We start from the raw sequence: 25,195 nt of genomic DNA, 5'->3' as shown, positions 1-25,195 counted from the left end.
TATTTATTAATATAATGTAAAATAATGAGAAGATATATAGGATGTTATGCAAGAAATTGTTGTCATAGGGGTGGTAAAATGGATGGTTTAGGAAGAAAAGTGGCATATTTTAGAAAGTCTAAAGGTCTTTCTATTAAAGCTTTGGCGGAAAATCTATGTGATGAATCTACCATATATAGATTAGAACATGGGAAACAACTACCGAGATTAGAGATATTAAATGATATTTGTATGAAACTGGAAATTCCTTTAAACCAGTTATTTCCTTTAAATGAAGAGATCAATGAATTAAAGAAACGCTGTAGAGTATTCACATATAGAGATGATTTTCTGTCATTAAAATTAACGTTGGGAGAGTGTGACAAAGTTATAGAAGGTGTAACCTCCACCTATATAAAAGAAGAGTTCAGGAAATTTATACAATGGCATAGAGCGATACTTCTCCACAAGGAAGAGAATAGAGTTGAGGATGCATTATGTATTTTAAATAAACTTGTCAGTACAAAAACCTGTGGCTCTGAACTGGATATAGGTATATTAAATTCCATTGGTCTTATATATCTATCCACTAATAATATAGAGGAATCAATTAAAATATACAAAATAATTAACGAAAAAGTGCTGAGACAAAAAACTTATGAAGATTCTACACTTTTACCAAGAGTAAGATATAACTATGCTTATGCTTTATATAAATTAGGTCTCTTTAATGAAGCATTCGAGGTTACTCAGGAAATTCTATATTATATGAATACCCATCAATCAATGTATTCACTGGGAAAGGTATACCATATGCTAGGGTTACTTTCTGAAAAATGCGATTTTTTAGATGAAGCAGAAGAAGCTTTTAACAATGCCATTCTCGTATTCACTTTAACGAAAAAACAAACTAATTTAAACTTAGCTAAAGAAGATTTACACAGTCTTTTATCAAAAAAGAAAAGTGTTGAGGATAATACATATTACTTTAGTAAGAAAAAAGGGTTATAGAGGGATTTTTAGTAATGAAGTACCTCTTCACAATCTTGCATAACATCCTATATATATTAAGTTGCATTTAATTTATATTATGACATCTTATATAGATTAGTAGCATAATTAATATTATAAAAAACTTTAATATTGGGTGGGAGTGCTTGTATGTCTCGATATGTCTCAATCGGCATTTTAATTTTTTTAGGTAGTTTTTTGGTAGGATATGTACTCCTAGCCTTCGTTAAGTAACGCTAGATGCGGTTCTCGTTAGTACGGTTTTAATAATAGTGATGCTAAGTATAATTATTACTTTGTTAATTAAAATTCATGGTCTTTTAAAAAAACATTCTATTAGGTAGATTACCTTTTAAATGTTTTTTTTTCGTCATATAAACTATTCGCCATAAGGATTTATGTGATGCAATAATCTTGCATAACATCCTATATATTTTTATATGTTCTGTGAATTATGATTATTTTGTAGTATAAATTTTAAGGGGGAAATTATGTAGGAAGTTTTAGTGAAAAGTCTATTTATGTTGTTATTTATTTCATTATTCTTTTTTACGACCACCGCATTGCTTTGATGATAGTATTTAGACTTTATGGGGCAAATTAAAATTTGGGGGTGCAAAAATGGATTATTTCGATTTAGATCTACAGGTTAATAAATCAACTAATCAAAATGAGACCGAGAAAAATTCAATTACATATTATCAATGTACTTTTGCTTGTCAACCAATTTCCACAGGAATTGACTGCATTTGCATGGGGATATAATGTTATTAAACATAATAAAAATAGTTTGGAAATATTCAAAATCTTGGCTAATTTACACATCATTAATAAGAGTAATAAATGGTTTTGTGCCCTTATCATTAGTATTTTTAACAGAAAATTTGATAACAAATCTTGCAAGTTATTTAAAAGGTAATGGTAGCCTTAATCAAATATTGGTAATATTACTATTACAATTTGTGGTTATGACATACCAATCTATAAATGGCAATTACTAGATTAATAGTAGACATAGATTGTTATAATAAATATATCAACCATAACGAGACATCAAACAAAGTTTTAAACGAGATAAGACGCGAAAAAATGCTGTACAGTTCTTCCGAAATTCCAAGCGCCATTCCAATTAGGTTATTTTACACCAAACGAATTCGAGGAATTTACCTTCATTAAAAAGTTTAAATCGTCTTCTATTTGAACTTTTTTATGAAGGTCACCAGGCGAAAGTGTGATAGAAAAATCTGTGCTATTTTCTTGACGTAATATCATAACGTTTTTTAATAATCTTTTAAATAGAGAGGTTTCAAACAATGTCTATATTAGGAAATATATTACGTCTCATTTGCGTTGTCATTGGTTTAGTTCTTGTAAGTGCATTCGTTGGGTTATTTATGAATGGGGTTCAATTGGATATGGGGCTGTACATAGATTCTGTTATTCATATTATTTATGCATTAATCCATCCAAGAAATTTAGTTTTCATAGGTCCGACAGGATTTGAGTATTCTATTTTTATTAATTTTTGGGATTACTATTTTTACTCTATTACAATATTTTTAACTGCATTATTAATATCTATGTTTATTGCTGTTTTGATTTCGTATGTAACAACATTATTGCCTAAAAAGATTAATTTATTTATTGTTAAAATTGCCTCTTTGTTAGAGTCAATCCCGGATTTGCTTATCATAATCGTTATTCAATTTTGTGCTTTATATTATTATAAACAAACAGGTACAAAGCTGTTTTCAATTATCGGTACAAGCCAGGATAAAACTTACTTTTTACCAATTATTGCTTTATCTTTAATTCCTTCATTAATGATCTTTAAAGTTATTCTTTACTTAGTAAATGACGAATTGGAGAAAGCTTATGTTCATTTCGCTAAAAATAAAGGGTTTAGCAGGACGCATATTTTTTTCTCTCATGTATTAAGAAATATTACGCCAAGTATTATTATTCATAGCAAATCTGTTATTTTGATTCTTTTATCTTCCATGGTTATTTTCGAGAAACTTTTTAATATATACGGAATTTTTACATTCATCACTAAATATTCACAGCCTGAAATTATTGCTTTTACACTTGTGATGATTTATTTACCTATTTTTATCGTCTATACTCTTTTAACAGAAGTTATCTTCCGAAAAACCGGGCAACGATTGGAATGGTGAACTAAGTGAATATAATGAAAAGAACATTTAAAAATAAATTATTTCTTTTTGGATTTGGTACAATCAGCGCTCTCTTATTCGCCAGTGTTTTCTATTATTTCGTTTTTCACGATCAGATTCCAATTTCTCCATTATTGTATGATAATAATGGAAAGCCACTGCCAGCCCCATATAACTGGAATGTTTACCCTCCTTTAGGGGCAGATAACTTTGGTCGAAATATTGCGATAGTGATGCTGATTGGCGTGAAGTATACTATTTTAGTCGGGATTGTTATTACAATCTTTAGAGTTGTACCTTCGACTTTATTTGGGTTTATTATCCACTTTTGGTTACACAAAATTGAAAGACCGATTAAATATATTGCTGATTCTATTAATTATTTTCCGACTACGCTTTTAGTTTTTTTACTTTTTGGATGGACTAAACAAGCAGTATCGTATGGGGAGAGTCCACCTTCATTCTGGGGATTAATTTTGTTTTATATTTTTATTGTGACCATAGTGGCTATTCCTTCATTGTCTGTCTTAATTGCAAATGAGATTCGATTAATAAATAAGATGGAATTCATTGGATGTTCCCGTACGTTAGGAGCCAGTTCAAGACGTATCATTATAAAACATATAGCTCCATTTTTAGTTCCTCAGCTGTTTATTATTTCTATTAGAGAATTTCTTCACACTTTACTTCTTATGGCTCACTTGGGAGTATTAGGCATATTCATAGGTGGAGTTACAATTAGAGAGGACTTATTTGGTATTAGTCGAGCACTAACTCAATCGAATGAATGGGCAGGTGTAATAGGTATGTGGTGGAGTTTTCTCTGGTCGGGTTATCCATGGATAGCCTTTATACCGATTGTTTTCTTAACCATTTTAATTTTAGCAACTAAATGTATTTTAGATGGATTTCAAAATACTCTGTCAACAGATGAGCAAGTTGTTAAAAAGCCTGAACACGTGTCCATAGGGGAACTAAAAAATTTAGACTCGTTTCAATTGCTAAAAGCAAAAGTGAATGAATAATTTGGCAAGAAAAGACAGCAGAGCTTATATCCTACTTGTCTTTATCTTACTCTCCTAATGATTTTGGAATTTTTCAGCCAACTTATCTTCCGCTAAACCATTTTACCTTCCCTTACATTTTTAGAAGGAAAAAAACCAAAGGTAATGGCACATAGCTTTTCAGTTGATAAGTAAATATAGAAACGTAAGAGAACTAACAAAAAATCGATATACACCAAAGGATTCGTTGAATTACTTCAGCTTCTTTTCCTTAAAGTAAATTTAGGTTGATACATATAGAAAGGGCTCTCAACGTTAAATATGTTCGGAGCCCTTTCTATTAGTGGAGAAACCCTACATAGATGAATATGCCCTTGGAGAGCTTCAGGATGTTCTAGAACGTGCTTACTCTAGAAAAGCAGATGTAACTATCCGAACTTGGAAAAGGGTGTAATCAAATAAATATTTATGAAACCAAATGTTTATATAATCGTATATATTAACTAATAGTTTAGTTGTATAGTACTTGAATCTAAAGGGGGATAGATAATATGAAACGAAAATTACTAACCATCGTTATGACTTTATTAGTTTTAACAGGTTTGAGTTTCGGAGTACCATATTTCACACAGTCAAATTTCATTGACTGTTCATGTTTCATTGGAATAGGTGCCACCATTACTATTTGGTTTTTTACTTCTAAAAATGATGGTTATGTTACTAGACGCTTGGATTTGAGTATTCAAGGTTCAACTGGTATTAGAATGGAAGATAAAAGGTTTGAGTTTTCTTCTAATATTGCTTTCCTCACGTCTGTGGCATACACCATCATAACAATCGCGGCAATACTTTATCATTACAGAAGTTATTTCTAAGAGTTCCTTTTGGACAGATGTAAATAGCAAAAATTTAACGATTCAGTTGAGTTCACTGATATATCAACAGTAATTGCTTATGAACAAGTAGTGTCAGATGAACTACTAACAGAATTGGTAAGTGTGTCGCCAACCTTTATTATTTCAGATGACCTAGGCAATGTATATGAACTCGGAAGAGGTGGAAGTAGCATGTCACCAGATGATTACAAAACATTTAAAGGAACTTCCACATTTGATTCTATTGAAGAAGGTGCAAGTCAATTGATTATTCAGCCGATTGAAATAGCGGGTCCTACCTATGGAGAAGCTAAAACCGAAATAAAACTTGAACCGATTGTCATAGATTTAAAAAAATAATAACAAAAGACCCTATAAAAGTTAATTAGAAGTCTAGACTTTTATAGGGGGCTACTATTTGTGATTTCATTGGTTTTTGTATATAAACTTTTAATGTCAAATTTATTAATATATATTTTACTAAACGGCGATATATCTCTTTATGTGAGTAATTCTAATCGTAATAAATTTCGGTAATCGAATATTCAACTAAAGGGTGCTTTAGTAAAATATTCAATTTCCGAAATAATCAATCGCCAGTATAGAATTACTGCGTATTATATTGTTAAAACCATAACATTACGGAAAATATTGGGTTAACAACTTTAATGTAAAATAGCCTTGGAGTACGATTGGATGGGTTACCAACTATAATGCATTAAAGTTTTTTGAAACATCCATATTTAATTGCTGTTATTGAATTTTGGAGTTACCAACAATAATGTCTTTGGACACCAACTAAGTCGGGAACTATACATTTGATCGAAAAAAATTAAACCTAGGGCACGATTCAATTTTTAAATGAATCGTGCTTTTTTTGTTCATCAAAATTAAACTATAAATTTAACATAATATAAAAGAGGTCGTTGTCACTAAAACTAACTCTCCTTAGCTTGAATTACAACAAGGTCGGGTACCGCTACAAATGTCATTAAAAAAGACTCAAATCGATAAAACTGCCTTGGGTCATTTTTTAATGCAGATGATTTTTAAGGAACATTGAGAAGAATTAGATTGTTTATTAGAAAAAGGATTGCCTATTCAGAAACAGTTACGACCAACTGTCATTGATATAGGAAATCTTAATATAAAAAAGCTCGTTTCCTAAATTATGAATCCGAGCAATTTTTACTTTTTTGGTTTATCTATTATCAACCGCACTGTCTGTTTCTTCAGCTTCAGTCGAATGGTGATTACTAATATTTCCATGCATATACACCATCGCCTTCAAATTAACCATCGTTTATCGAATTACTATCACCTTGGGGGTTCGGTTTCTTATTTTCCTTATCTGAAGGTTCGTTGTCTAATTCCGTATCTGTTATCGTATCTTTTAGTTCCTCTTCTTGAATATCGTTAAGGTCCTTCCTAAACTATTGTAACTTTAGCTTGTGAATAATCAGCAATACTAAAATTTCGATTCGAGTAACATTAAGAATGTGATAAAAGGAAATAATGCATATAACGTGCATATATGAATATATCATCATATAATGATACTAGGAGTTGTAAATAAATTAGAAGGAGGGATTATAATGGCGGATAATCATAACCATGCAAATGGTGCAAATAAGAAGGTATTACTGATTTCGTTCTTCATCATTACTATTTATATGATTGTAGAGGCGATAGGAGGATATCTGACAAACAGTTTAGCCCTTCTTTCAGATGCAGGACATATGCTAAGCGATGCCGTATCACTTGGGATTGCTCTACTGGCATTTACACTAAGTGATAAAGCGGCCAATGTTAGTAAAACCTATGGCTATAAGCGTTTTGAAATATTAGCAGCAGTCTTGAACGGTGTGACACTAATTGTAATTGCACTTTTCATTTTCTATGAGGCAATTGAACGTTTTGCTAATCCTCCTGAAGTAGCGACAAGCGGCATGCTTATCATCAGTAGTATTGGGTTAGGTGTGAACATCCTTGTAGCTTGGATTATGATGCGAGGTGGTGACACACATGACAATTTAAATATGCGTGGGGCATTTCTTCACGTGATCAGCGATATGTTGGGCTCAGTAGGCGCTATTATAGCAGCATTACTAATCATGTTCTTCGGCTGGGGATGGGCTGATCCATTAGCAAGTGTCATTGTCGCTGCATTAGTTTTACGCAGTGGTTACTTTGTAGCGAAAGCCTCACTACATGTATTAATGGAAGGAACACCTCAAAATGTTAATGTAAACGAAATCGTTAATACAATTGAGCAGGAAAAGGAAATCCTAGGTGTCCATGATTTACACATTTGGTCTATTACAAGTGGTCTAAATGCAATGTCCTGCCATATGGTAGTTGAGGAACAAATGACGATTGCAGAAAGCGAAAAACTACTTCGTAAAATCGAACATGTTTTAGAGCATAAAAATATTCAGCATGTGACGATTCAACTAGAAACTGCTGCCCATAAACATGACAATTCAATTTTATGTAACGTAAAAGCAAAGGCACCAGACGCACATGCACACCACCATCACTAACATGATAAATATGAGCTTCCAATACTAAAGCTTAAAACAGGGGGCATTATAGTATGACGAAAGAAATACAAACTAGCACACATGAATTAGATGATGAAACTCTTTTTGTTGTATCTCAGACTTTTAAAGCATTGGGTGATCCAACACGCATACGGATATTAAATTTACTATGTTGCGAGGAGTATTCTGTAAACGATATTGCAGAGGCACTCAATTTAGGACAGTCCACGGTTTCTCATCAGCTCCGTTTTTTAAAAAATTTACGTTTAGTAAAGTTTCGGCGCGAAGGAACAACCTTATATTATTCAAGCGATGATGACCATATTATGAATCTGTTGCATCAGGCAATTGATCATGCAAAACATTAATCCATAGGCTCGTTGAATCAGGATAATAATGTAAAAGGACTTAAGATAAGTCCTTTTTTTTGTGAAATAGAAGACACCCAATAAATGAAAGGTATCACTTTTATAAATAACAAATCAATACACTTTACATACCCCCTATAGGTACTTTATAATGTAAACAAGAATAGGAGGTTGGTTAGTTGGACAATGTAATGGAAGAGAATACAATCACTCCTGAAACAACCTGCAGAAAAAGTCATCATCCTGAACATGTAAAAAAAGATTTAACGAATCGGTTAAATCGTATTGAAGGTCAGATCCGAGGGATAAAAGGCATGGTAGACAAAGACGTCTATTGTGATGATATCATCACACAGCTTTCTGCAACCCAGTCAGCTCTAAACAGTGTAGCTAAAGTACTTTTAAAAGGACATTTAAAAGGCTGTGTAGTGGATAGACTAGCAGAAGGTGACGATGAAGTACTGGATGAATTATTAGTTACGATACAAAAATTAATGAAAAAATAAGAGGAGGAATTTTAGATGGTTAACCAAGTATCATTAAATGTAAAAGGAATGTCATGTGGTCACTGCGTTAGTTCTGTTGAAAACAGTGTAGGGAAGTTAGATGGAGTAAATGAAGTGAAAGTTCACTTAGATTCAGGAAAAGTAGACATTTCATTTGAAGAGGATAAAGTATCACTAGAGGTAATTAAAGAAACAATTGATGATCAAGGCTACGATATAGTGTAAGGACAGTAGAGTGCTAAATAGCACTCTCTTTCTTTCAAATAATTATACCCCCAGGTGGTATAAAGGAGAGGTTACAATGAGTAGTGAAACAAAAGAAACTAGTTTACAAATCACTGGAATGACCTGTGCTGCCTGTGCGACTAGAATCGAAAAAGGGCTAAACAAAATGGACGGTGTAGAAGTAGCCAATGTAAACTTGGCACTTGAGAAGTCATTGATTAAATACAATCCTGAAAAATTGAGTAATAAAGACTTTGAACAGAAAATTCAAGACTTAGGGTATGGTGTTGTTAAGGAGAACAAAGAGTTTGTCATTACGGGAATGACTTGTGCTGCATGTTCTACACGAATTGAAAAAGGTCTTAACAAGCTAGAGGGAGTAACCTTGGCGAACGTTAATCTGGCACTAGAAAATGCAACGGTAGAATATAACCCTTCTCAGATTTCAGTTCCAGATATTATAGGGCGAATAGAGAAATTAGGGTATGGGGCCATCAATAAAGAGGACGAAAAGCAGGCTGTTGATTACCGAGAACAAGCCATTCAAAACCAAAAGAGAAAATTTATCATCTCTGCGATTTTGTCTCTCCCCTTATTGTGGACGATGGTCGGTCATTTTTCATTCACGTCGTTTATATATATGCCCGACTTCCTTATGAATCCATGGGTGCAGATGGCTTTAGCAACACCAGTCCAATTTATCATCGGGAAACAGTTTTATGTAAGTGCATATAAAGCATTGCGAAATGGTAGTGCTAATATGGATGTCCTAGTAGTAATGGGCACATCTGCTGCCTATTTTTATAGTGTTTACCAAGCAATCATTACTACGGGTGAACACCATACAGCAAATCTATATTTTGAAACAAGCGCTGTGCTAATTACTCTTATTATTTTAGGGAAACTGTTTGAAGCAAAAGCAAAAGGGCGTTCCTCAGAAGCCATAAAAAAACTTATGGGACTACAAGCTAAAACAGCCTTAGTGCTAAGAGATGAAGTGGAAATGGAAATACCTCTTGAAGAAGTCGTAACCGGAGAAATGATTTTAGTGAAGCCTGGTGAAAAGATACCAGTTGATGGGGAAGTACTAGAAGGTAACACAGCTGTTGATGAATCAATGCTAACTGGTGAAAGTATTCCAGTAGATAAAACTGTAGGCGATGTATTGTTTGGTTCAACTATCAATAAAAATGGTTTTCTTAAAATGAAAGCTACAAAAATCGGAAGAGATACTGCGCTTGCCCAGATTATTAAAGTAGTAGAGGATGCACAAGGATCGAAAGCCCCTATTCAAAGGCTTGCAGATAAAATCTCTGGTGTGTTCGTGCCAATTGTAATTGGTATTGCGATTCTCACTTTTTTAGTATGGATAATATGGGTGAATCCAGGTGAAGTCACGCCTGCCCTGGAAGCTCTGATTGCTGTTCTTGTCATTGCATGCCCATGTGCGTTAGGACTTGCTACCCCTACATCTATTATGGCTGGTTCAGGTCGTGCAGCAGAGTTTGGAATCCTGTTTAAAGGTGGAGAACATCTAGAAACCACACATCATATCGATACTGTTATTGTAGATAAAACAGGAACTGTTACAAACGGTAAGCCAGAACTAACTGATGTAATTGTGGCAAATGGTGTAAATGAAGAAGAGTTTCTAATGTTAATAGGTTCAGCTGAAAAACAATCAGAACATCCACTTGCAGAAGCAATTGTAAAAGGAATTCAGGAAAGAGGCATATTACTCGATGCAGTTCAGGAGTTTGAAGCAATTCCTGGATATGGAGTGAAAACAATCGTTGATCATAAAGAAATTCTTGTAGGCACTCGAAAGTTAATGAATAAATACAATGTGGATATTTCGAGCATATTAACAATAATGGAAGAGCTAGAGGCTAACGGGAAAACTGCGATGTCAGCAAGTATTGATGGCAGGTATGCAGGGCTAATTGCGGTTGCAGATACTATCAAAGAAAATTCTAGGAAAGCCATCCAGCGTTTACATGAGATGAATATTGAAGTAATTATGATGACGGGTGATAACCAACGTACAGCAACTGCAATCGGTAAAGAAGTTGGAATCGACCATGTTATTGCTGAAGTACTTCCTGAAGGGAAAGCGGAAGAAGTAAAAAAACTTCAGGCAGCTGGTAAAAAGGTTGCGATGGTTGGAGATGGTATTAATGATGCTCCGGCTCTAGCAGTCGCAGATATCGGAATGGCCATCGGTACCGGAACTGATGTAGCGATGGAAGCTGCAGATATTACATTGATCCAAGGGGATTTAAATAGCATAGCAGATGCAATAATTATGAGTCGTAAGACGATGAGAAATATTAAACAAAATCTATTTTGGGCATTCGCATATAACACATTAGGTATACCGATTGCGGCTATAGGCTTACTGGCACCTTGGGTAGCAGGAGCTGCTATGGCATTTAGTTCAGTATCAGTTGTATTGAATGCTTTACGACTTCAAAAAGTAAAACTGGAAAAGAATGTACGTGAGTGAGAGGGAAATAAGTTTCGATTGAGGAGGATGACGATGAAAAAAATAGTAATAGGAATTGTTACATTAGCTACAGCATTCACGTTGTCGGCATGTGCCAGTGATGAAAAGGAAACAAGTACACATGATAACATGGAAATGGATCACTCTGGTATGAATCACTCTAGTACCAGCGAAGTTCCGGAAGGCTTGAAAGTAGCTGATAATCCTACTTATGAAGTTGGAAGCCAAGCTATTCTTGAAACAGATCACATGGAAGGTATGAAGGGAGCAGACGCTACTATTGTGGGTGCTTATGATACAACTGCCTATGTAATTTCCTATACGCCTACATGGGGTGGCGAAAGAGTGGAAAATCATAAATGGGTCATTCAAGAAGAGATTAAAGATGCTGGGGATCAAACCTTAGCACCAGGAGCAAAAGTTATCATTGAGGCTGACCACATGTCTGGGATGAAAGGTGCTACTGCTAAAATTGATTCGGCAGAACCTACGACGGTTTATAAGGTAGATTATACTTCAACTACAGGCGGAGAACTAGTGAAAAACCATAAATGGGTAACGGAAAGTGAACTAACTGTTAAATAAAGAAGTATTCTTAAGAACTAAAAGAGCTTATTCCTTCATGGGAATAAGCTCTTTTATATATTTTAAAAAACTGCAATTATTTTATCAAGTATGCCAGTCGCGTCAAGGAACACGACAACAATTACTAAAGGAATGATGAACTTCATTATAAAAAACCAAATATTAAAAGCAGTAGCCCCTAAACGAGAATGCTGTAATAGTTCCTCTCGTAAAGTGCTTTTCTCTATCTTATGTGAGATGAAAATAGAGATTAAAAGTACTCCTAACGGCATTAAAATATTACTCACTAAATAATCGGCAGAATCAAATAAACTTTTCGAGAAAATTAGAATATCAGCAAAAATACTATAGGATAATGCGGAAGGAATTCCAACTATAAAAATTAGAGCACCGATTATAAACGCATACTTAGTTCGCTTTTCTGTTTTTCCCTTAACAATAGCCGCCACAATTATTTCTAACATCGAAAAGGCGGAAGTTAATGTAGCAAATAAAAATAATGCTAAAAAACCTATTAAGAAAACTTCTCCAAAAACAATTTGATCAAATACAGCAGGCAATACAACAAACAGTAAACCTGGTCCTTCAGCTGGTTCTAAGCCTAGTGAAAATACAGCTGGGAAGATTGCTAATCCTGCCAATAAAGCAATCAATAAATTCATTGAAACAATGGAAATAGCAGGTTGTATTAAATTTTCTTTTTTAGAGAGATACGAACTATAAGTAACCATTACTGACACACCAACACTTAAAGAGAAAAAGGCTTGGCCCATTGCAAATAGGATGCTTTCAGATGTGATATTCGAGAAGTCGGGTGCTAAAAAGAATTTCACACCCTCCATAGCGTTATCAAGTGTTAGGGAGCGAATGATTAGAACAATAAATAGTCCAAATAAAGCGGGCATCAAAACTTTATTTACTTTTTCAATTCCATTTTGAATTCCCTTAGCTACCACTAGAACTGTAATAGCTAAGAATACAAATTGAGCAATAATAACCAAAAGTGGGTTTCCAATCGTTATGTTAAACACAGATCCATAATCTGCACCTTCAGTAATTATTCCTCCAAACAGACCTTTTGTAATATATATGACAATCCAGCCACCAATTACACTATAAAAAGACAATAAAAGAAAACAAGTGAATACCCCTAACTTCCCAATCCAATGCCAATTAGTATTAGGAGCAAGACTACGATATGCACTAATTGCTTCTTTTTGCGTGCTTCTACCAATAACAAACTCTGCTAATAATAACGGAAAGCCCATAAACAAAGAAAATAATATAAAAAGAAGAAAGAACGCGCCTCCTCCGCTTATACCTGTAACGTAAGGGAGCTTCCATATTGCACCTACTCCAATAGCTGATCCTGCAGCAGATAATATAAAACCAATCTTTGATGACCATTGCTCTTTTGTTTGCAAACTTACCAGTCCAATCCATTTTTATTACGCCTTCTAATCCATTGTTAAAAGACAAAAAAGCCACGTCTCTATCTTTTACGATAGGGACGTGGCTATTCACGCGGTACCACCCTAATTGGAAACAAATCTAGTTTCCCACTTGGTAAAATAACGGTTTAATCCGTTTTATACTACGTGCTTAAATAGTAGTATAAAAAAAGCTCCAAGAATGAAATTCACCTAGTCTTTGTATCAGTTTTCACCAACCACTGATTCTCTACTAACAGGGAGACCGGCTTAATAAAGCTCTTTTCGTCGCTCAATTAATATAAATAATAATAAACGAAATTATAGTATGATAACACCTATAGGTCAACCCTTTTCTTTAGAGGCAAATATAAACCCCACCCATTGGATGGAAATTTGGCCATCCAATTGGACCTTTTCTATATTTATATAATAGGTATGATAGAGAAGAAAGGAGTTTTAAAGATGGAACCAATCATTCATGGTGTTCTCTTGGCATTTGGGCTTATATTGCCTTTAGGTGTACAAAATATATTTGTCTTTACACAAGGTGTCACTCAACCAAGTCTGCTTAGAGCACTCCCTGCTGTGGTAACCGCAGCAATTTGTGACACAGTTTTAATCATACTCGCCATTTTAGGATTATCATTAATCGTTTTGCAATTTGAGTGGCTAAGCATTATTTTGTTAGTTGCAGGAATTCTATTTCTTTTATATATGGGAAAAGTGATTTGGTCTTCTAAAGCAATGAACATATCAGGAAAAGAAGCGTTACCTTTGAAGAAACAAATTGTTTTTGCACTTTCTGTGTCCTTCCTGCAGAGCGCTTAAAAAAAGATATAAAAATCAGGTTATATTTTGCCGTATGGATAGGAATCATACAAAATAAGTCAATCTAAATGGTTCATTTATTTGAAAAAATTCATCTGTCTGATCATTATATATATCTAGGTTATATATATCTATTAGAACTTTTAAAATTTTTGTTTACAAGATCGATACTTCGGAGTATTATTACTTTCAGTTTCATATTTCGAAATCGCTAAATCCATTTGGAACGGGGGAACCATTCGTGGCTACCAAGCCGCATGGGGTGAATCCTACGATTGTAGGGAGGGCTACTCTTTTGCCCTAATCCGACAGCTAACTCACGTAAGTTGTGAGAGAGGAATTGGAGCTAGTGAGAATGATTCCATGCCCACTAGGCTATTACCTATGCCTTGTGGGTTTTTTGTCGTTCCATTGAAATGAGCAACTAGATCTGGTTTTCAGCTTTTTTTCAGAAATAAGGTTTTTCAAATCTGGTTCTAGGAAGTGTTCATATGCAAACTATTAAAAAGAAAAGAAGAACTATTTCACCACCTGTTATTATTGCTGGGAGTTTTTTGTTTTTAATATTTGTGGGGACCATTTTGTTAAAATTACCTATTGCGACTACCACTCACGTATCATGGGTAGATGCATTATTCGTGGTTACTTCGGCAACAACAGTGACAGGACTTAGTGTATTTGACCCTGGTACAACATTGACTATATTTGGGGAAGTTGTACTAATGATTCTTATTCAATGTGGTGGTATTGGTTTAATGACGTTTGCAGTAGCTATACTTATTCTCTTAAAGAAGAGAATTGGTCTACAAAACCGTATTTATATACAAGAGTCATTCAATCAAAACTCAGTAGGCGGCATTATAAAGCTAGTGAAGCTAATATTAACATTTGTTCTATCGGTACAACTGTTTGCAGCAACCGTTTTGGCTATTCACTGGATACCGACTTTTGGATTTAAGGAAGGGCTATATTTAAGTGTCTTTCATGTAATTTCTGCATTTAATAATGCTGGTTTTGCTTTATTCCCTGATAATCTGATTGGCTTTGCACATGACCCTATTGTGAATATCGTATTATCGTTATTATTTATAATTGGTGGAATCGGATTTACCGTAGTAGTTGATATTCAACAGAAAAAGTCATTTAAGCAATGGTCCCTTCACACAAAAATGATGGTTGTCGGAACTATACTTATCAATGTTATAGCTATCGCCTTCGTTTTCGTACTGGAATATAATAATCCAGCAACAATTGGCTCTATGCCATTACAAGATAAATTAATGGTATCCTACTTCCAAGGTGTGACCCCTCGTACTGCAGGGTTTAATACATTAAATTATGGTGATATGGAAGATCCTACTATTCTTGGTACGATGGTTTTAATGTTTATCGGAGCAGGCAGTGCATCGACAGCATCTGGAATTAAGCTAACTACGTTTATGGTATTAGTTTTAGCAACAGTTTCTTTTTTACGTAAGCGTAGTGAACCAGAATTATTTGGAAGATCTATCCGTCTTGAGACGGTAATACGTTCTCTAGCGATATCAACGATTAGTTTATTCATAGTCTTTTTCTTTGTATTTCTATTAACTATTACTGAAAAGATCCCTTTTTTACCTTTGGCCTTTGAAGTTGTATCAGCTTTCGGGACTGTTGGGCTATCAATGGGAATCACGGCACAAATTAGTGATATAGGTGAAGTACTTTTATGTATGGTAATGTTTATCGGACGAATTGGTCCTTTAACTTTGTTTTTTATACTCATGAAACCAAAAAAGGTTCATTATCGTTACCCGTATGATCAAGTATTTACAGGATAGTTTCAAATATCGTGTATTTGTAAAATACCTAAAAAGAGCCTTTCTTGAAATAGTAAGAGGGCTCTTTCCATAAATATATTATTTAATCTCTTCTCTATTTTTCAAGAATGTATAGCCAGTTAAAGAAGTAACGCAGATGATTGCTCCAATGATTAAATATAGGCTTCGTATTGCGATAAATTGAACACTGATGGTGGCAAATAAAATACCAAGTGGGAGCATAAGCCGCATGATCAATAGACGCACCGATGTAACCTTTCCCATGAGCTGATTTGGGATTCGTTTTTGAATCAGTGTGATGTTATAAATATTGAAAACAGCAATAACGATCCCCGCAATGGCCTCTGTTACTAAGGCTAAGGAATACCATGGAGTAAACGCTAGCGATAAATAAGTGCACCCGCCTATAAAGAGGGCACTAAATAACACACCAATCCCATTCAACCGCTTTAGTTTAGAGCTAAGTAAAGCCCCGATTGTATAGCCAACCGGGAAACCTGCCATAAAGAATCCATAAGCTACAGTTGGTTGTTCTAACACCGTTGTAATATAAGGAAGTGTTGTCACAATCGTTACCCCAACCCCGAATTGAACAAAGCCGAAGAAAACACCTAACCAAACAATTAAAGGGTGCTCGAAATAAGAATTTAGCCCTTCCTTAAACTCCTCTATCCAAGGCTTTCGTACCTCACGCTTTATATGCCTTTCATTTATTTGTGCCAAATTATATGTACTTAATAAAAATGCAATAGAAATAATGATTAATAGCCAGTTCACCTCAATATATTCTACTAACACTCCTGCGCTAATTGGTCCCATTACTGCCATCACTTGACGAACACTTTCAAGAGATGCATTTGCTTTTTCAAGATGTTCTTTCTCGACAATCGTCGGTAAAATGGATTGATTGGCAGGGGTGAATATAGGCATTATCAATCCAACAAGAACCTGAACCATATAAATGAGTGAAACGGAAAACCATTCGGAGAACAAAGTAATCGCTAATACCATCGCGAGAATAGCTCGGACCAATTGGCACCAAATCATCGTATACTTACGACTCCATCGATCAATATATGGTCCTATAAATAGCTGCATAAAAAAAGATGGTATGTAATAGATTAACCACACTAAGCCAAGTGCAGTTGCAGAACCAGTATATTTATAGATTAGTATAGAGTTGCAGAAGGTAAAAAATGCACCACCAAGTTCAGAGGTGGCACTACTTAACCAGATAGATCGAAAGCTTTTGTTTAACTTCATACCGTCACATCCTTTAACTTCTACTATCTTCTACAGCCTTTATCTTTTTTCCTTTCTGCTTTTATTAAAAAAGGGAATATCTACCTGAATGTAGTATATATACTGATAAGCTATAAAGGGGGAGTTACGTATGTATCATTATTTTGAAGGGCTTGTTATTAGAGAAGGGACAAAGGGTATTCCTGCTGAATATGTGGAGGCGCTCTTTAAAGACGCCGGATGGAGTAAGCAAACACCAGATTGGCAGAAAGAAAAATTCACCCTTATATTTGAAAATTCAACATGGGCATATACCGTTTGGGATGATGAAGAAATGATTGGAATGGTCCGAGTCATTTCCGATCAAATAATGGCAGCAAATATAATGGATTTAGTAGTGCAATCGGAATATCGAGGGAAAGGTATTGGCCAAAAGCTTGTGGAATTATGTGTGCAAAAGCTTCCTCACGGTGACTGGTTTGCTCATACATCTGCTAATAATTTTAGTTTTTATGAGAAATGCGGTTTTGAGGTAAAGGATTTATTCCAGCATGGAACTAGTACTTATTATGGGTATATACAAGCAAGAAAAGATGGGCATAGATAATTGGAGAAAGAAGTGGTAAATAATGAGTGAACGGTGGGAAACGAAGAAGGAAATTAGGAGGAACCGTAGAAAATATAGTGATCGATACACATTTGGTGATTTTATTTTTGAAGTTTTCTTTTGGATACCGGAATTGCTTTTCCTTCCTTTCCGTATAGTTTTCTGGTTAGTTAGAGGAGTAGGGAGAGTTATCGGTAGTCTATTTGATGGTATATAATAGGGTTTATGTAAGGAGTGATATGTATGTGGAATTATATAGCGTTTGAAGAGTTAAGTGCTTTGGAATTACAACGTATTTATAAAGAAAGAGTGGCAGTTTTTGTAGTGGAGCAGAATTGCCCATATCCAGAAGTAGACGACGTGGATCTTATTAGCACGCATATTTTTAAAGAGGAAAATAATGAATTATGTGCATACATGCGTGTGTTTCCAAAAGAAGATATTATTCATATTGGTAGGGTCTTAGTGGCCGGGAATCATCGTAAATCCGGATTAGGTAGAGAGCTTGTAGCTAGGGGACTGGAGTATATCGAAACTATTTATCCAGGAATGCCTATCTATGCTCAGGCTCAAGCTCACTTGGAGGATTTCTATAAATCCTTTGGTTTTGAAACAGTGTCAGAGGTATATTTGGAGGACAATATTCCTCATATTGATATGGTGATCCCAGCTAGAGAAATAGAATAGGAATTCTACAGAAGTAACGGCTCCTTACTAATTAGGAGCCATTTTTATAGGGAAAATCAGTGAATCGTAAGTCCACTGCAACAAATCGCAACACCATGTCCTCAAATCGCAAGTTCAAGCTCCCAAATCGCAAATCGCAAATCACCTTGTTTGTTGTTGTGCTTTTTTTGTTTTATGAAGAGTGTGTGCGGTTCCCCATTCATGCATGGCTACTAAAATGGGTTCTAAGCTTTTTCCATACTCACTAATGGAATATTCCACTTTCGGCGGGACCTGAGCGTAGACATTACGAGTAATAATATCCTCTTCCTCTAACTCTCGAAGCTGCTTTGTTAGCATTTTTTGAGTTATGCCGGGTACACTACGTTTTAAATCACTGAATCTTTTTGTACCTTCTTGCAAAAGGATCAATAAAATAATTGGTTTCCATTTTCCTACTAAGATACCTAAAGCATCATCCACTTTGCAAAGCTCTGGTTGCATATCCATATCCATAGTACAGCGTCCTCCTAATAGTATCATTTTGTATACTATACCACTTTTTTGTGCGTACTTACGTAAAGTGAATTTCAATACTATACTACTATATGATAAGAATATAACTTAGTGGAGAATCTTTTTAAAAAGAAGGGTGAGGTAAATGGAAAAATATCGTATTGATCAAAGCAAAGGATTGGAATTTGGGTTATATACATTAGGGGATCATATGCCGAATCCACATACCGGAGAGCGTATTTCTGCTGCGCAGCGCCTACATGAAATTATAGAAATGGCCAAGTTAGCAGAACAGGCAGGTATTGATTTCTTTAGTGTTGGAGAAAGTCATCAGGAATACTTTGCAACACAGGCTCACACAGTTGTTTTAGCTGCAATTGCACAAGCAACTAATACGATTAAAATTGCGAGTTCTTCATCGATTATAAGTACGTCAGATCCAGTACGAGTCTATGAAGACTTTGCAACAATAGATTTGCTGTCTAAGGGGCGTGCAGAAATTGTTGCTGGACGTGCATCTAGAATAGGTCTCTTTGAATTGTTAGGATACGATGTTCGATATTACGAGGAGTTATACGAAGAAAAGTTCGAGTTATTGCTGAAGATAAATCAAGAAAATATCGTCAATTGGAGCGGGCAATTCCGTGCACCATTGAAAGATGCAAGCGTTATACCGCGTCCACAAGATGGGATGTTGCCTATTTGGCGTGCAGTAGGTGGACATCCCGCAAGTGCAATTAAGGCAGGTCATGCTGGTGTGCCGATGTTCTTAGCTACTTTAGGAGGACCTGCTTCATCTTTCAAACGCTCTATTGATGCATATCGAGATGCTGCTAAAAGCAGTGGATATAATCCAGCCGAGCTTCCAGTTGCTACAGCGGGGTTCTTCTATGCGGCGGAAACGACGCAACAGGCACAAAACGAATACTATCCTTATATTAATGAAGGAATGAAATTATCGAACGGCAGTGGTTATCCAAGAGATGCATTTGCTTTAGGAGCAGATCCGCACAATGTCATGAATATCGGAAGTCCACAGCAGATCATTGAAAAAATTCTTTATCAGCATGAAGTATTTGGCCATCAACGTTATATCGGACAAATGGATTTCGGTGGCGTACCATTTGAAAAACTGATGAAGAATATAGACCTCATTGGCAATGAAATTCTACCTGCTATTAAAAAATACACAGCTAAATAGTATTTGTTGAATAGTAAAAAGGCACCCTGAGACAGTTAGTAAATCGTTTCAAGGTGTTTTTTAGTATGCAATTAAGTTTAATAAAAGTTCGACTAACCGCCACATAACCTCATTTAACTACCACAAAAGCTCGAGCATCCACCACATAAACTAATAATCGCCACATAACCCAATCCAACCATCACAAAACCCTAGCTATTCACAACAGAACCCGATCTAACTACCACATACCGCAGTATTTTATGCCAGAATTCAATTTCAATCAGTGGAAACAAAGAAAAACCATCCAATTGAAGATACATTTATTTTATCTCGTCCGCTAATGCCTGAAGCTTTTCTCTATCTAATATTATGTAACCCATTTTCATTTTTTCTATAATACCTGCTTGAGATAATTGAGCAAACGTATGAAGTAAATGCCGGTAGGATACGCCAAAGTATTCGCTAATTTCCGTATGTTTTTCCTTATACATATTTTGGTGTGAGGACAAAAGTATAAATTCAGCTAGTTTGTTTTCTAATGGATACGCTTGATGCTTTGTATATTTGGTAGAATGTACAGTTGATTTATTGCTCAAAAATACACATAAATACCTTAGAAAGTGAGCATCTGCTAATAATTTTTCTTTGCATTTTTCTATTGCGATTCCAATGCAAATGGATTTTGAGCTAGTTTGAATGCTTTTTGAATATTTTTCTTCATTCAAAAGTTCGATTTCTCCCATAAATATAGGAGAAGTTAAAAAGTTTATCAACGAAACCTTTCCGTTTTTGTGAGTTACATAGAGTTTTGCCTTTCCTTCCACCATATAAAAGAGATATTCAGGTTCTGCCCCCTCTTGAATGATAAAATCCCCCTTGTCAAATTGAAAAACCTGTACAAAGGGAGAAATGTCAAAAGAAAAAAATGACTGAATTGTGTAGTTTTTTAAGTAATATGCTTTTTCTGCTTCATTTAGCGTATTCATATTTGGTCATCCTCCTCTCAAATATATGAGATATCTCCTATTATTATAATTTGACTCATGCTATCATTCAATCTAGTAATGGGAGGGATTAAAAGATGGTAAACAATCAACGCTGGCTTTCACAGAGCTTTTTTGTCTTCTTTTTTACATGGGGAATCTTTTTACCATACTGGACTGGCTGGTTAGTGCAAGCAAAGAATTTAACTGTAGCTGATGCAAGTATGATTATGGCATTTGGTTTAGTTGCGCGTGCGGCAGCAACAATGTTTGTATTTCCTTTAATGTCTAAATATATGAGTAACAAAAAAGTAATTATTACCTTTACTATATTGGCCTTACTTGCAGCTGTTTTCTATATACCAGCAACAACTAGCATGGCGTTGCTACTAATCACTTTATTATTTAATTTAGTGTATCCGACATTGATGCCAGCCATTGAAAGCGGGGCATCTGCACTTGTACAACATGGAAAGGTACATTACGGTAAAAGTCGTTCTTATGGATCGATTGGATTTGTCATTGCGGTTCTTATTATAAGTATGTTAACAGGATTTTGGGGAGAGAAAGTGATTCTTTGGAGTATGATTGCAGGATTAATATTTTTGATGTTCAAGCAATTCATGCCAACTCCAGCACCTTTGCTTACCAAACCAACTACAGAAGATAGGAAGCAAAAGCTGTCGATGAAGCAATTATGGAAGGTAAAAACTTTTCCAGTAGTATTGATTGTCGTATTTTTACTACAGGGTGCTCATGCTGCTTATTACAATTATGGATATATTTATTTACAAGAATTGCATGTGAATCCATTTTATATCGGAATGATTATTAATATTGCCGTACTATTTGAGGTTTTATATTTTTTGAAGGCAGATAGCTTTTTGTCTAAATGGAGACCTTCCTCGTTACTCTTATTAGCTGGGGGTGGGTCCACACTTCGCTGGGTGTTAATCTATGTATTTCCGAATGTGGGTATATTTATTGTTTCCCAAGCATTGCATGCCCTGTCTTTCGGGATGGCGCATATTGCTTTTATCCGTTATTTGAACTCCTCCTTACCGAAACAACAAATTGCCAACGCTCAGGGTATTTATTCGGGTCTAGCTTTAAGTTTAAGCACAGCTATTCTAACATTTATGGGGGGATATCTATATGAAATTCAACCAGGTTTATCTTTTTTAGGGATGGTCTTATGTACTGTTCCGGCAATAATTATTATTCTAGCCACGCGTACTAGGTTAAACTACTAAATTTGTGAAGAAATCGTGAACTAATATAATAATATTATACATTTCGAATTCAAAGTAATTGCAAGTCTACTAAAAAGTCTGTTAGGATTACAGATGTTATTATAAACATTGGAGGAATTATTCATGAATATTTTAGTAGTTAAAGCAAACAACCGCCCTTCTGCAGAAGGTATTTCTAGCAGAATGTACGATACATTTATGGAAAACTTAGAAGGCGCAAACGTAACAACTTATGATGTGTTTGCAGAAGACATGCCTTTTATCGGACAAGATCTTTTTAATGCATTTGGTAAATTATCAGAGGGATTAGAGTTAACAGATTTAGAAGCTCGTTTAATAGCGGCTAAACAAAAAGCAATGGATGCTATAACTGCTGCTGATGTAGTAGTATTTGCATTCCCATTATGGAACTTAACAATTCCAGCACCGTTACAAGTGTTTATCGACTATATTTACCAAGCTGGCTTCTCTTTCAAATATGACGAAAATGGTCAAGCAGTACAATTATTGACTGATAAAAAAGCAGTGATTCTAAATGCTCGTGGTGGTATTTATTCTTCACCAGAAGCAGCACCAATGGAAATGGCAGTTAACTACATGAAAAATGTATTAGGTGGCGTTTTCGGTATGCAAATCGTTGATGAAGTTGTAATTGAAGGTCATGCTGCAGCTCCTGATCAAACAGAAGCAATTGTTGCAGAAGGCTTAGAAAAAGTAAAAGCAGCTGCTGCAAAACTTTCTAAACAATTAGTTTAAAAATTATTAATAGGCGTTCATGGAGTCTTTCACGAGACTTTATGAACGTTTTTTCTATTTAAATACTTATGAGATTTTTTCAAGGGTCTACTAAATAATTAAACAAAAAACTATCGAAGAAAGAAAATGGATAATATCCATAGTTACTAATTCCTTATACTTTAAAAAAGTTTATATCACTTGGATTAAGGGCATCTTTTATATATATGGACATATAAAGGAGAGGTTAGTAAATGGGAAAAACGGTAGCTGAAGTGATATTGGATCAGTTGTCTTACTATGGAGTTAAGCGTATTTATGGTGTCACGGGAGATACAATCATTGGACTATTGGATGCACTAGCTAAGCAAGATAACATTGAATTTATTGCAGTGAAACATGAATCAGTGGCAGCCTTTATGGCTTCTGCAGAGGCGAAGCTTACTGGAAAACTTGCTGTTTGTACGTCTACGATGGGACCGGGAGCAACCAATCTATTAAACGGGCTAGGGGATGCATACGCAGACAAGGCACCAGTACTAGCACTTACAGGTCAAGCTCCGTTGAATAAAATTGGAACTGACTTCCAGCAATATGTAGATCAGCAAGAGCTTTTCAAACCATTTGCTACTTACTCGGCCAATTTAGCAAGTGAAGATGCAATTGTAGAATTACTACAAAAAGCTACTCAAATTTCATTGCAACAGCGAGCGGTTACTCATCTATCTATCCCAAAGGATTTATTTGAAAAAGAAACGCAAGTGGAGGCTAGACCGCTTCCTAAAGTTATCGAGGGAGCAGAAACGTTCCGAAGTGATGATTTGACTGAAGTAGCATCTCTGATGAAAACGGCAAAATCTCCAATTATCTTAGCTGGTGCAGGAGCCCAGAAAGCCACTGAAGCAATCGAAAGCTTATCTAAGATATGGGGAGCAGGTATTATTACGAGCTTCGGCGGAAAAGGGCTTTTTGAGGAAGCAACTCCATGTCTTCTCCAGGGAATTGGTGAAGGAGGAAATCCTCATGCAGCGGAAGTTTTTAAAGAGGCTGATGTTGTACTTCTAGCCGGTGTATCCTGGTGGCCAGAAGGTTATGTTCCTGAGAAAGCAAGAATCATTCAGATTGATACACATATAGAGAGTGCTACAAGTGGTATCCCTGTAGAACTTGCTATTAAAGGTAAAACAGAGCAAGTTGTTCCACTTCTTCCGGAGTTTATCAATGGATATGAGCCGAATACCGAATGGCTTAATCGTATTGAACAAATAAAAACAAAATGGGCCAATGAAAACGAACAGGAGGGGAAAAATAACGATTACCCGTTACATCCTTCACGTATTGTTCGGGCCATAGAGCGATCAGTTAAAGAAGACGCCATACTAACGGTTGACACTGGAGATGTAACCGTCTGGATGAATCGTAATTTCCGTCAAAGTAAGCAAAGTATACTTTTTTCAGGTTATTGGCGTTCAATGGGCTTTGGGCTACCAGCAGCAATCGCAGCGAAAATGGAAAAACCGAAGAAACAGGTAGTTGCTATTGTAGGGGATGGTGGTCTCGAGATGACGCTTGCAGATCTTTTGACTGCTACTCGATACAATTCAGATATTACCGTTATTGTATTTAATAATGGATCCTTGCAGATGGAAAGTGATAAAATTCGAGCGGCAGGTTTAAAGGAAATAGGCACTAAACTTACGAATCCTGACTTTGTAAAAGTAGCAGAGGCATGTGGTTGGACAGCCTTTGGAGTCAAAGAAGAGGGCGAGTTAGAATCTACTATTCAAAATGCAATTGCAACAGCGGGACCAAGTTTAGTGAATATACCAACCGCTCAAGCTTTCTTTCCAGAAACAGAATAAAAAAGCGATATCTCCATTGGAATCTGAATGGAGATATCGCTTTTCCTATTGTCTAGTTCTGAAGCCTAGCTAGCTCCTCGAGTCACTTCTGGCTTTCAGTGCTTATCGAGGCTTGCATAGGCACTTCCACATTTCGAATTAAAACATAGGGAATACGTATGAGATTAAGAACCATAGAACGCCAAAAAATATTATTAAATATGCAGCATATTTGATGAAAGTGGCGCCAACCATTCCGGAATCCGTTCTTTCCTCACGATGTACTTCTACTCGTTTTTCTTCCTCCAT

General features: G+C 35.5%; 24 protein-coding genes, 2 pseudogenes, 1 riboswitch and 1 other annotated feature. Of the genes and pseudogenes, 21 read left to right on the top strand and 5 right to left on the bottom strand.

Annotation, left to right across the window (positions count from 1 at the left end):
• Positions 1–78: 78 nt before the first annotated feature.
• From ACN6MX_RS18640 to ACN6MX_RS18585, 12 genes and pseudogenes are all read left to right on the top strand, one after another.
• Positions 79–990: a helix-turn-helix domain-containing protein gene (locus ACN6MX_RS18640; protein ID WP_419960299.1), complete on the top strand. Its 912-nt coding sequence runs from the start codon at positions 79–81 to the stop codon at positions 988–990.
• A gap of 621 nt (positions 991–1,611) precedes the next feature.
• Positions 1,612–1,755 (top strand): FDLD family class I lanthipeptide, encoded by a 144-nt coding sequence (locus ACN6MX_RS18635; protein WP_419960298.1) that lies wholly within the window; start codon positions 1,612–1,614, stop codon positions 1,753–1,755.
• Between the two features lie 548 nt (positions 1,756–2,303).
• On the top strand, positions 2,304–3,167 hold the full coding sequence (locus tag ACN6MX_RS18630) for an ABC transporter permease subunit (protein ID WP_419960297.1): 864 nt from the start codon (positions 2,304–2,306) through the stop codon (positions 3,165–3,167).
• 14 nt (positions 3,168–3,181) lie between these two features.
• On the top strand, positions 3,182–4,192 hold the full coding sequence (locus ACN6MX_RS18625) for an ABC transporter permease (protein WP_419960296.1): 1,011 nt from the start codon (positions 3,182–3,184) through the stop codon (positions 4,190–4,192).
• Positions 4,193–4,722: 530 nt separating this feature from the next.
• The gene (locus ACN6MX_RS18620) at positions 4,723–5,046 is read left to right on the top strand and encodes a hypothetical protein (protein WP_419960295.1); all 324 of its coding nucleotides are present in this window, start codon (positions 4,723–4,725) and stop codon (positions 5,044–5,046) included.
• Between the two features lie 51 nt (positions 5,047–5,097).
• Positions 5,098–5,406, top strand: a pseudogene (locus ACN6MX_RS18615) (DUF5643 domain-containing protein); the annotation flags it as partial.
• A 1,235-nt stretch (positions 5,407–6,641) separates the two neighbouring features.
• The gene (locus tag ACN6MX_RS18610) at positions 6,642–7,589 is read left to right on the top strand and encodes a cation diffusion facilitator family transporter (RefSeq protein ID WP_419960294.1); all 948 of its coding nucleotides are present in this window, start codon (positions 6,642–6,644) and stop codon (positions 7,587–7,589) included.
• Between the two features lie 53 nt (positions 7,590–7,642).
• A complete protein-coding gene (locus tag ACN6MX_RS18605) occupies positions 7,643–7,957 on the top strand; it encodes an ArsR/SmtB family transcription factor (protein ID WP_419960293.1) in 315 nt (104 codons plus the stop codon).
• A gap of 191 nt (positions 7,958–8,148) precedes the next feature.
• Positions 8,149–8,463 (top strand): metal-sensitive transcriptional regulator, encoded by a 315-nt coding sequence (locus tag ACN6MX_RS18600; protein WP_419962663.1) that lies wholly within the window; start codon positions 8,149–8,151, stop codon positions 8,461–8,463.
• Positions 8,464–8,478: 15 nt separating this feature from the next.
• Positions 8,479–8,688, top strand: coding sequence for a copper chaperone CopZ (gene copZ, locus ACN6MX_RS18595; RefSeq protein WP_419960292.1), 210 nt, complete (start codon positions 8,479–8,481; stop codon positions 8,686–8,688).
• A gap of 76 nt (positions 8,689–8,764) precedes the next feature.
• Positions 8,765–11,194, top strand: coding sequence for a heavy metal translocating P-type ATPase (locus tag ACN6MX_RS18590; protein WP_419960291.1), 2,430 nt, complete (start codon positions 8,765–8,767; stop codon positions 11,192–11,194).
• A gap of 27 nt (positions 11,195–11,221) precedes the next feature.
• Positions 11,222–11,779 (top strand): DUF1541 domain-containing protein, encoded by a 558-nt coding sequence (locus tag ACN6MX_RS18585; protein WP_419960290.1) that lies wholly within the window; start codon positions 11,222–11,224, stop codon positions 11,777–11,779.
• 62 nt (positions 11,780–11,841) lie between these two features.
• Here the strand turns inward: ACN6MX_RS18585 and ACN6MX_RS18580 are convergent, their stop codons facing one another.
• Positions 11,842–13,203, bottom strand: a complete 1,362-nt coding sequence (locus ACN6MX_RS18580) for a sodium-dependent transporter (protein WP_419960289.1) — start codon at positions 13,201–13,203, stop codon at positions 11,842–11,844.
• A 79-nt stretch (positions 13,204–13,282) separates the two neighbouring features.
• Positions 13,283–13,507, bottom strand: a binding site (T-box leader).
• A gap of 167 nt (positions 13,508–13,674) precedes the next feature.
• On the opposite strand from ACN6MX_RS18580, the pseudogene ACN6MX_RS18575 reads away from it, so the two are divergent.
• A pseudogene (locus tag ACN6MX_RS18575) lies at positions 13,675–14,028 on the top strand (LysE/ArgO family amino acid transporter); the annotation flags it as partial.
• A gap of 211 nt (positions 14,029–14,239) precedes the next feature.
• Positions 14,240–14,382, top strand: a riboswitch (cyclic di-AMP (ydaO/yuaA leader).
• Between the two features lie 149 nt (positions 14,383–14,531).
• Positions 14,532–15,860 carry a TrkH family potassium uptake protein gene (locus tag ACN6MX_RS18570; protein ID WP_419960288.1) on the top strand — a complete coding sequence of 443 codons (1,329 nt, stop codon included), beginning with the start codon at positions 14,532–14,534 and terminating at the stop codon, positions 15,858–15,860.
• A 78-nt stretch (positions 15,861–15,938) separates the two neighbouring features.
• Here the strand turns inward: ACN6MX_RS18570 and ACN6MX_RS18565 are convergent, their stop codons facing one another.
• Positions 15,939–17,123 carry an MFS transporter gene (locus ACN6MX_RS18565; RefSeq protein WP_419960287.1) on the bottom strand — a complete coding sequence of 395 codons (1,185 nt, stop codon included), beginning with the start codon at positions 17,121–17,123 and terminating at the stop codon, positions 15,939–15,941.
• Positions 17,124–17,253: 130 nt separating this feature from the next.
• On the opposite strand from ACN6MX_RS18565, the gene ACN6MX_RS18560 reads away from it, so the two are divergent.
• From ACN6MX_RS18560 to ACN6MX_RS18550, 3 genes are read left to right on the top strand one after another with little or no spacing between them, the layout of a single operon-like run.
• Positions 17,254–17,709, top strand: a complete 456-nt coding sequence (locus tag ACN6MX_RS18560; RefSeq protein WP_419960286.1) for a GNAT family N-acetyltransferase — start codon at positions 17,254–17,256, stop codon at positions 17,707–17,709.
• 22 nt (positions 17,710–17,731) lie between these two features.
• Positions 17,732–17,926, top strand: coding sequence for a hypothetical protein (locus ACN6MX_RS18555; protein ID WP_419960285.1), 195 nt, complete (start codon positions 17,732–17,734; stop codon positions 17,924–17,926).
• A gap of 26 nt (positions 17,927–17,952) precedes the next feature.
• Entirely contained in the window at positions 17,953–18,396 is a 444-nt protein-coding gene (locus tag ACN6MX_RS18550; RefSeq protein ID WP_419960284.1) for a GNAT family N-acetyltransferase, read from the top strand.
• Positions 18,397–18,537: 141 nt separating this feature from the next.
• On the opposite strand, the gene ACN6MX_RS18545 is transcribed toward ACN6MX_RS18550, so the two are convergent.
• Entirely contained in the window at positions 18,538–18,885 is a 348-nt protein-coding gene (locus ACN6MX_RS18545; RefSeq protein WP_419962662.1) for a winged helix-turn-helix transcriptional regulator, read from the bottom strand.
• Positions 18,886–19,036: 151 nt separating this feature from the next.
• Here ACN6MX_RS18545 and ACN6MX_RS18540 point away from each other — a divergent pair, with 151 nt between their 5' ends.
• Entirely contained in the window at positions 19,037–20,092 is a 1,056-nt protein-coding gene (locus ACN6MX_RS18540; RefSeq protein ID WP_419960283.1) for an LLM class flavin-dependent oxidoreductase, read from the top strand.
• 302 nt (positions 20,093–20,394) lie between these two features.
• Here the strand turns inward: ACN6MX_RS18540 and yeiL are convergent, their stop codons facing one another.
• Positions 20,395–21,060: a transcriptional regulator YeiL gene (gene yeiL, locus ACN6MX_RS18535; RefSeq protein ID WP_419960282.1), complete on the bottom strand. Its 666-nt coding sequence runs from the start codon at positions 21,058–21,060 to the stop codon at positions 20,395–20,397.
• A gap of 95 nt (positions 21,061–21,155) precedes the next feature.
• On the opposite strand from yeiL, the gene ACN6MX_RS18530 reads away from it, so the two are divergent.
• The 3 genes from ACN6MX_RS18530 to ACN6MX_RS18520 all read left to right on the top strand — a co-directional run bounded on the left by ACN6MX_RS18530 (position 21,156) and on the right by ACN6MX_RS18520 (position 24,907).
• Positions 21,156–22,310, top strand: a complete 1,155-nt coding sequence (locus ACN6MX_RS18530) for an MFS transporter (RefSeq protein WP_419960281.1) — start codon at positions 21,156–21,158, stop codon at positions 22,308–22,310.
• A 123-nt stretch (positions 22,311–22,433) separates the two neighbouring features.
• Positions 22,434–23,066: an FMN-dependent NADH-azoreductase gene (locus ACN6MX_RS18525; protein WP_419960280.1), complete on the top strand. Its 633-nt coding sequence runs from the start codon at positions 22,434–22,436 to the stop codon at positions 23,064–23,066.
• Between the two features lie 233 nt (positions 23,067–23,299).
• Entirely contained in the window at positions 23,300–24,907 is a 1,608-nt protein-coding gene (locus tag ACN6MX_RS18520; protein ID WP_419960279.1) for a thiamine pyrophosphate-binding protein, read from the top strand.
• 138 nt (positions 24,908–25,045) lie between these two features.
• Here the strand turns inward: ACN6MX_RS18520 and ACN6MX_RS18515 are convergent, their stop codons facing one another.
• Positions 25,046–25,195: a hypothetical protein gene (locus ACN6MX_RS18515; protein WP_175454042.1), complete on the bottom strand. Its 150-nt coding sequence runs from the start codon at positions 25,193–25,195 to the stop codon at positions 25,046–25,048.

Source organism: Psychrobacillus sp. BM2, from assembly GCF_048572895.1.
Classification (GTDB): domain Bacteria; phylum Bacillota; class Bacilli; order Bacillales_A; family Planococcaceae; genus Psychrobacillus.
This window is presented reverse-complemented; position numbering and strand designations above follow the sequence as displayed.

What these genes read in the sequence shown, in the direction of transcription:
- ACN6MX_RS18520 (WP_419960279.1), top strand. Translation starts at nt 23,300, where the DNA reads ATGGGAAAAACGGTAGCTGAAGTGATATTGGATCAGTTGTCTTACTAT.
- ACN6MX_RS18550 (WP_419960284.1), top strand. Translation starts at nt 17,953, where the DNA reads ATGTGGAATTATATAGCGTTTGAAGAGTTAAGTGCTTTGGAATTACAA.
- ACN6MX_RS18515 (WP_175454042.1), bottom strand. Translation starts at nt 25,195, where the DNA reads ATGGAGGAAGAAAAACGAGTAGAAGTACATCGTGAGGAAAGAACGGAT.
- ACN6MX_RS18555 (WP_419960285.1), top strand. Translation starts at nt 17,732, where the DNA reads ATGAGTGAACGGTGGGAAACGAAGAAGGAAATTAGGAGGAACCGTAGA.
- ACN6MX_RS18605 (WP_419960293.1), top strand. Translation starts at nt 7,643, where the DNA reads ATGACGAAAGAAATACAAACTAGCACACATGAATTAGATGATGAAACT.
- ACN6MX_RS18545 (WP_419962662.1), bottom strand. Translation starts at nt 18,885, where the DNA reads ATGGATATGCAACCAGAGCTTTGCAAAGTGGATGATGCTTTAGGTATC.
- ACN6MX_RS18560 (WP_419960286.1), top strand. Translation starts at nt 17,254, where the DNA reads ATGTATCATTATTTTGAAGGGCTTGTTATTAGAGAAGGGACAAAGGGT.
- ACN6MX_RS18530 (WP_419960281.1), top strand. Translation starts at nt 21,156, where the DNA reads ATGGTAAACAATCAACGCTGGCTTTCACAGAGCTTTTTTGTCTTCTTT.
- ACN6MX_RS18635 (WP_419960298.1), top strand. Translation starts at nt 1,612, where the DNA reads ATGGATTATTTCGATTTAGATCTACAGGTTAATAAATCAACTAATCAA.
- yeiL (WP_419960282.1), bottom strand. Translation starts at nt 21,060, where the DNA reads ATGAATACGCTAAATGAAGCAGAAAAAGCATATTACTTAAAAAACTAC.
- ACN6MX_RS18630 (WP_419960297.1), top strand. Translation starts at nt 2,304, where the DNA reads ATGTCTATATTAGGAAATATATTACGTCTCATTTGCGTTGTCATTGGT.
- ACN6MX_RS18570 (WP_419960288.1), top strand. Translation starts at nt 14,532, where the DNA reads ATGCAAACTATTAAAAAGAAAAGAAGAACTATTTCACCACCTGTTATT.
- ACN6MX_RS18625 (WP_419960296.1), top strand. Translation starts at nt 3,182, where the DNA reads ATGAAAAGAACATTTAAAAATAAATTATTTCTTTTTGGATTTGGTACA.
- ACN6MX_RS18525 (WP_419960280.1), top strand. Translation starts at nt 22,434, where the DNA reads ATGAATATTTTAGTAGTTAAAGCAAACAACCGCCCTTCTGCAGAAGGT.
- copZ (WP_419960292.1), top strand. Translation starts at nt 8,479, where the DNA reads ATGGTTAACCAAGTATCATTAAATGTAAAAGGAATGTCATGTGGTCAC.
- ACN6MX_RS18565 (WP_419960287.1), bottom strand. Translation starts at nt 17,123, where the DNA reads ATGAAGTTAAACAAAAGCTTTCGATCTATCTGGTTAAGTAGTGCCACC.
- ACN6MX_RS18585 (WP_419960290.1), top strand. Translation starts at nt 11,222, where the DNA reads ATGACGATGAAAAAAATAGTAATAGGAATTGTTACATTAGCTACAGCA.
- ACN6MX_RS18610 (WP_419960294.1), top strand. Translation starts at nt 6,642, where the DNA reads ATGGCGGATAATCATAACCATGCAAATGGTGCAAATAAGAAGGTATTA.
- ACN6MX_RS18600 (WP_419962663.1), top strand. Translation starts at nt 8,149, where the DNA reads ATGGAAGAGAATACAATCACTCCTGAAACAACCTGCAGAAAAAGTCAT.
- ACN6MX_RS18540 (WP_419960283.1), top strand. Translation starts at nt 19,037, where the DNA reads ATGGAAAAATATCGTATTGATCAAAGCAAAGGATTGGAATTTGGGTTA.
- ACN6MX_RS18620 (WP_419960295.1), top strand. Translation starts at nt 4,723, where the DNA reads ATGAAACGAAAATTACTAACCATCGTTATGACTTTATTAGTTTTAACA.
- ACN6MX_RS18590 (WP_419960291.1), top strand. Translation starts at nt 8,765, where the DNA reads ATGAGTAGTGAAACAAAAGAAACTAGTTTACAAATCACTGGAATGACC.
- ACN6MX_RS18640 (WP_419960299.1), top strand. Translation starts at nt 79, where the DNA reads ATGGATGGTTTAGGAAGAAAAGTGGCATATTTTAGAAAGTCTAAAGGT.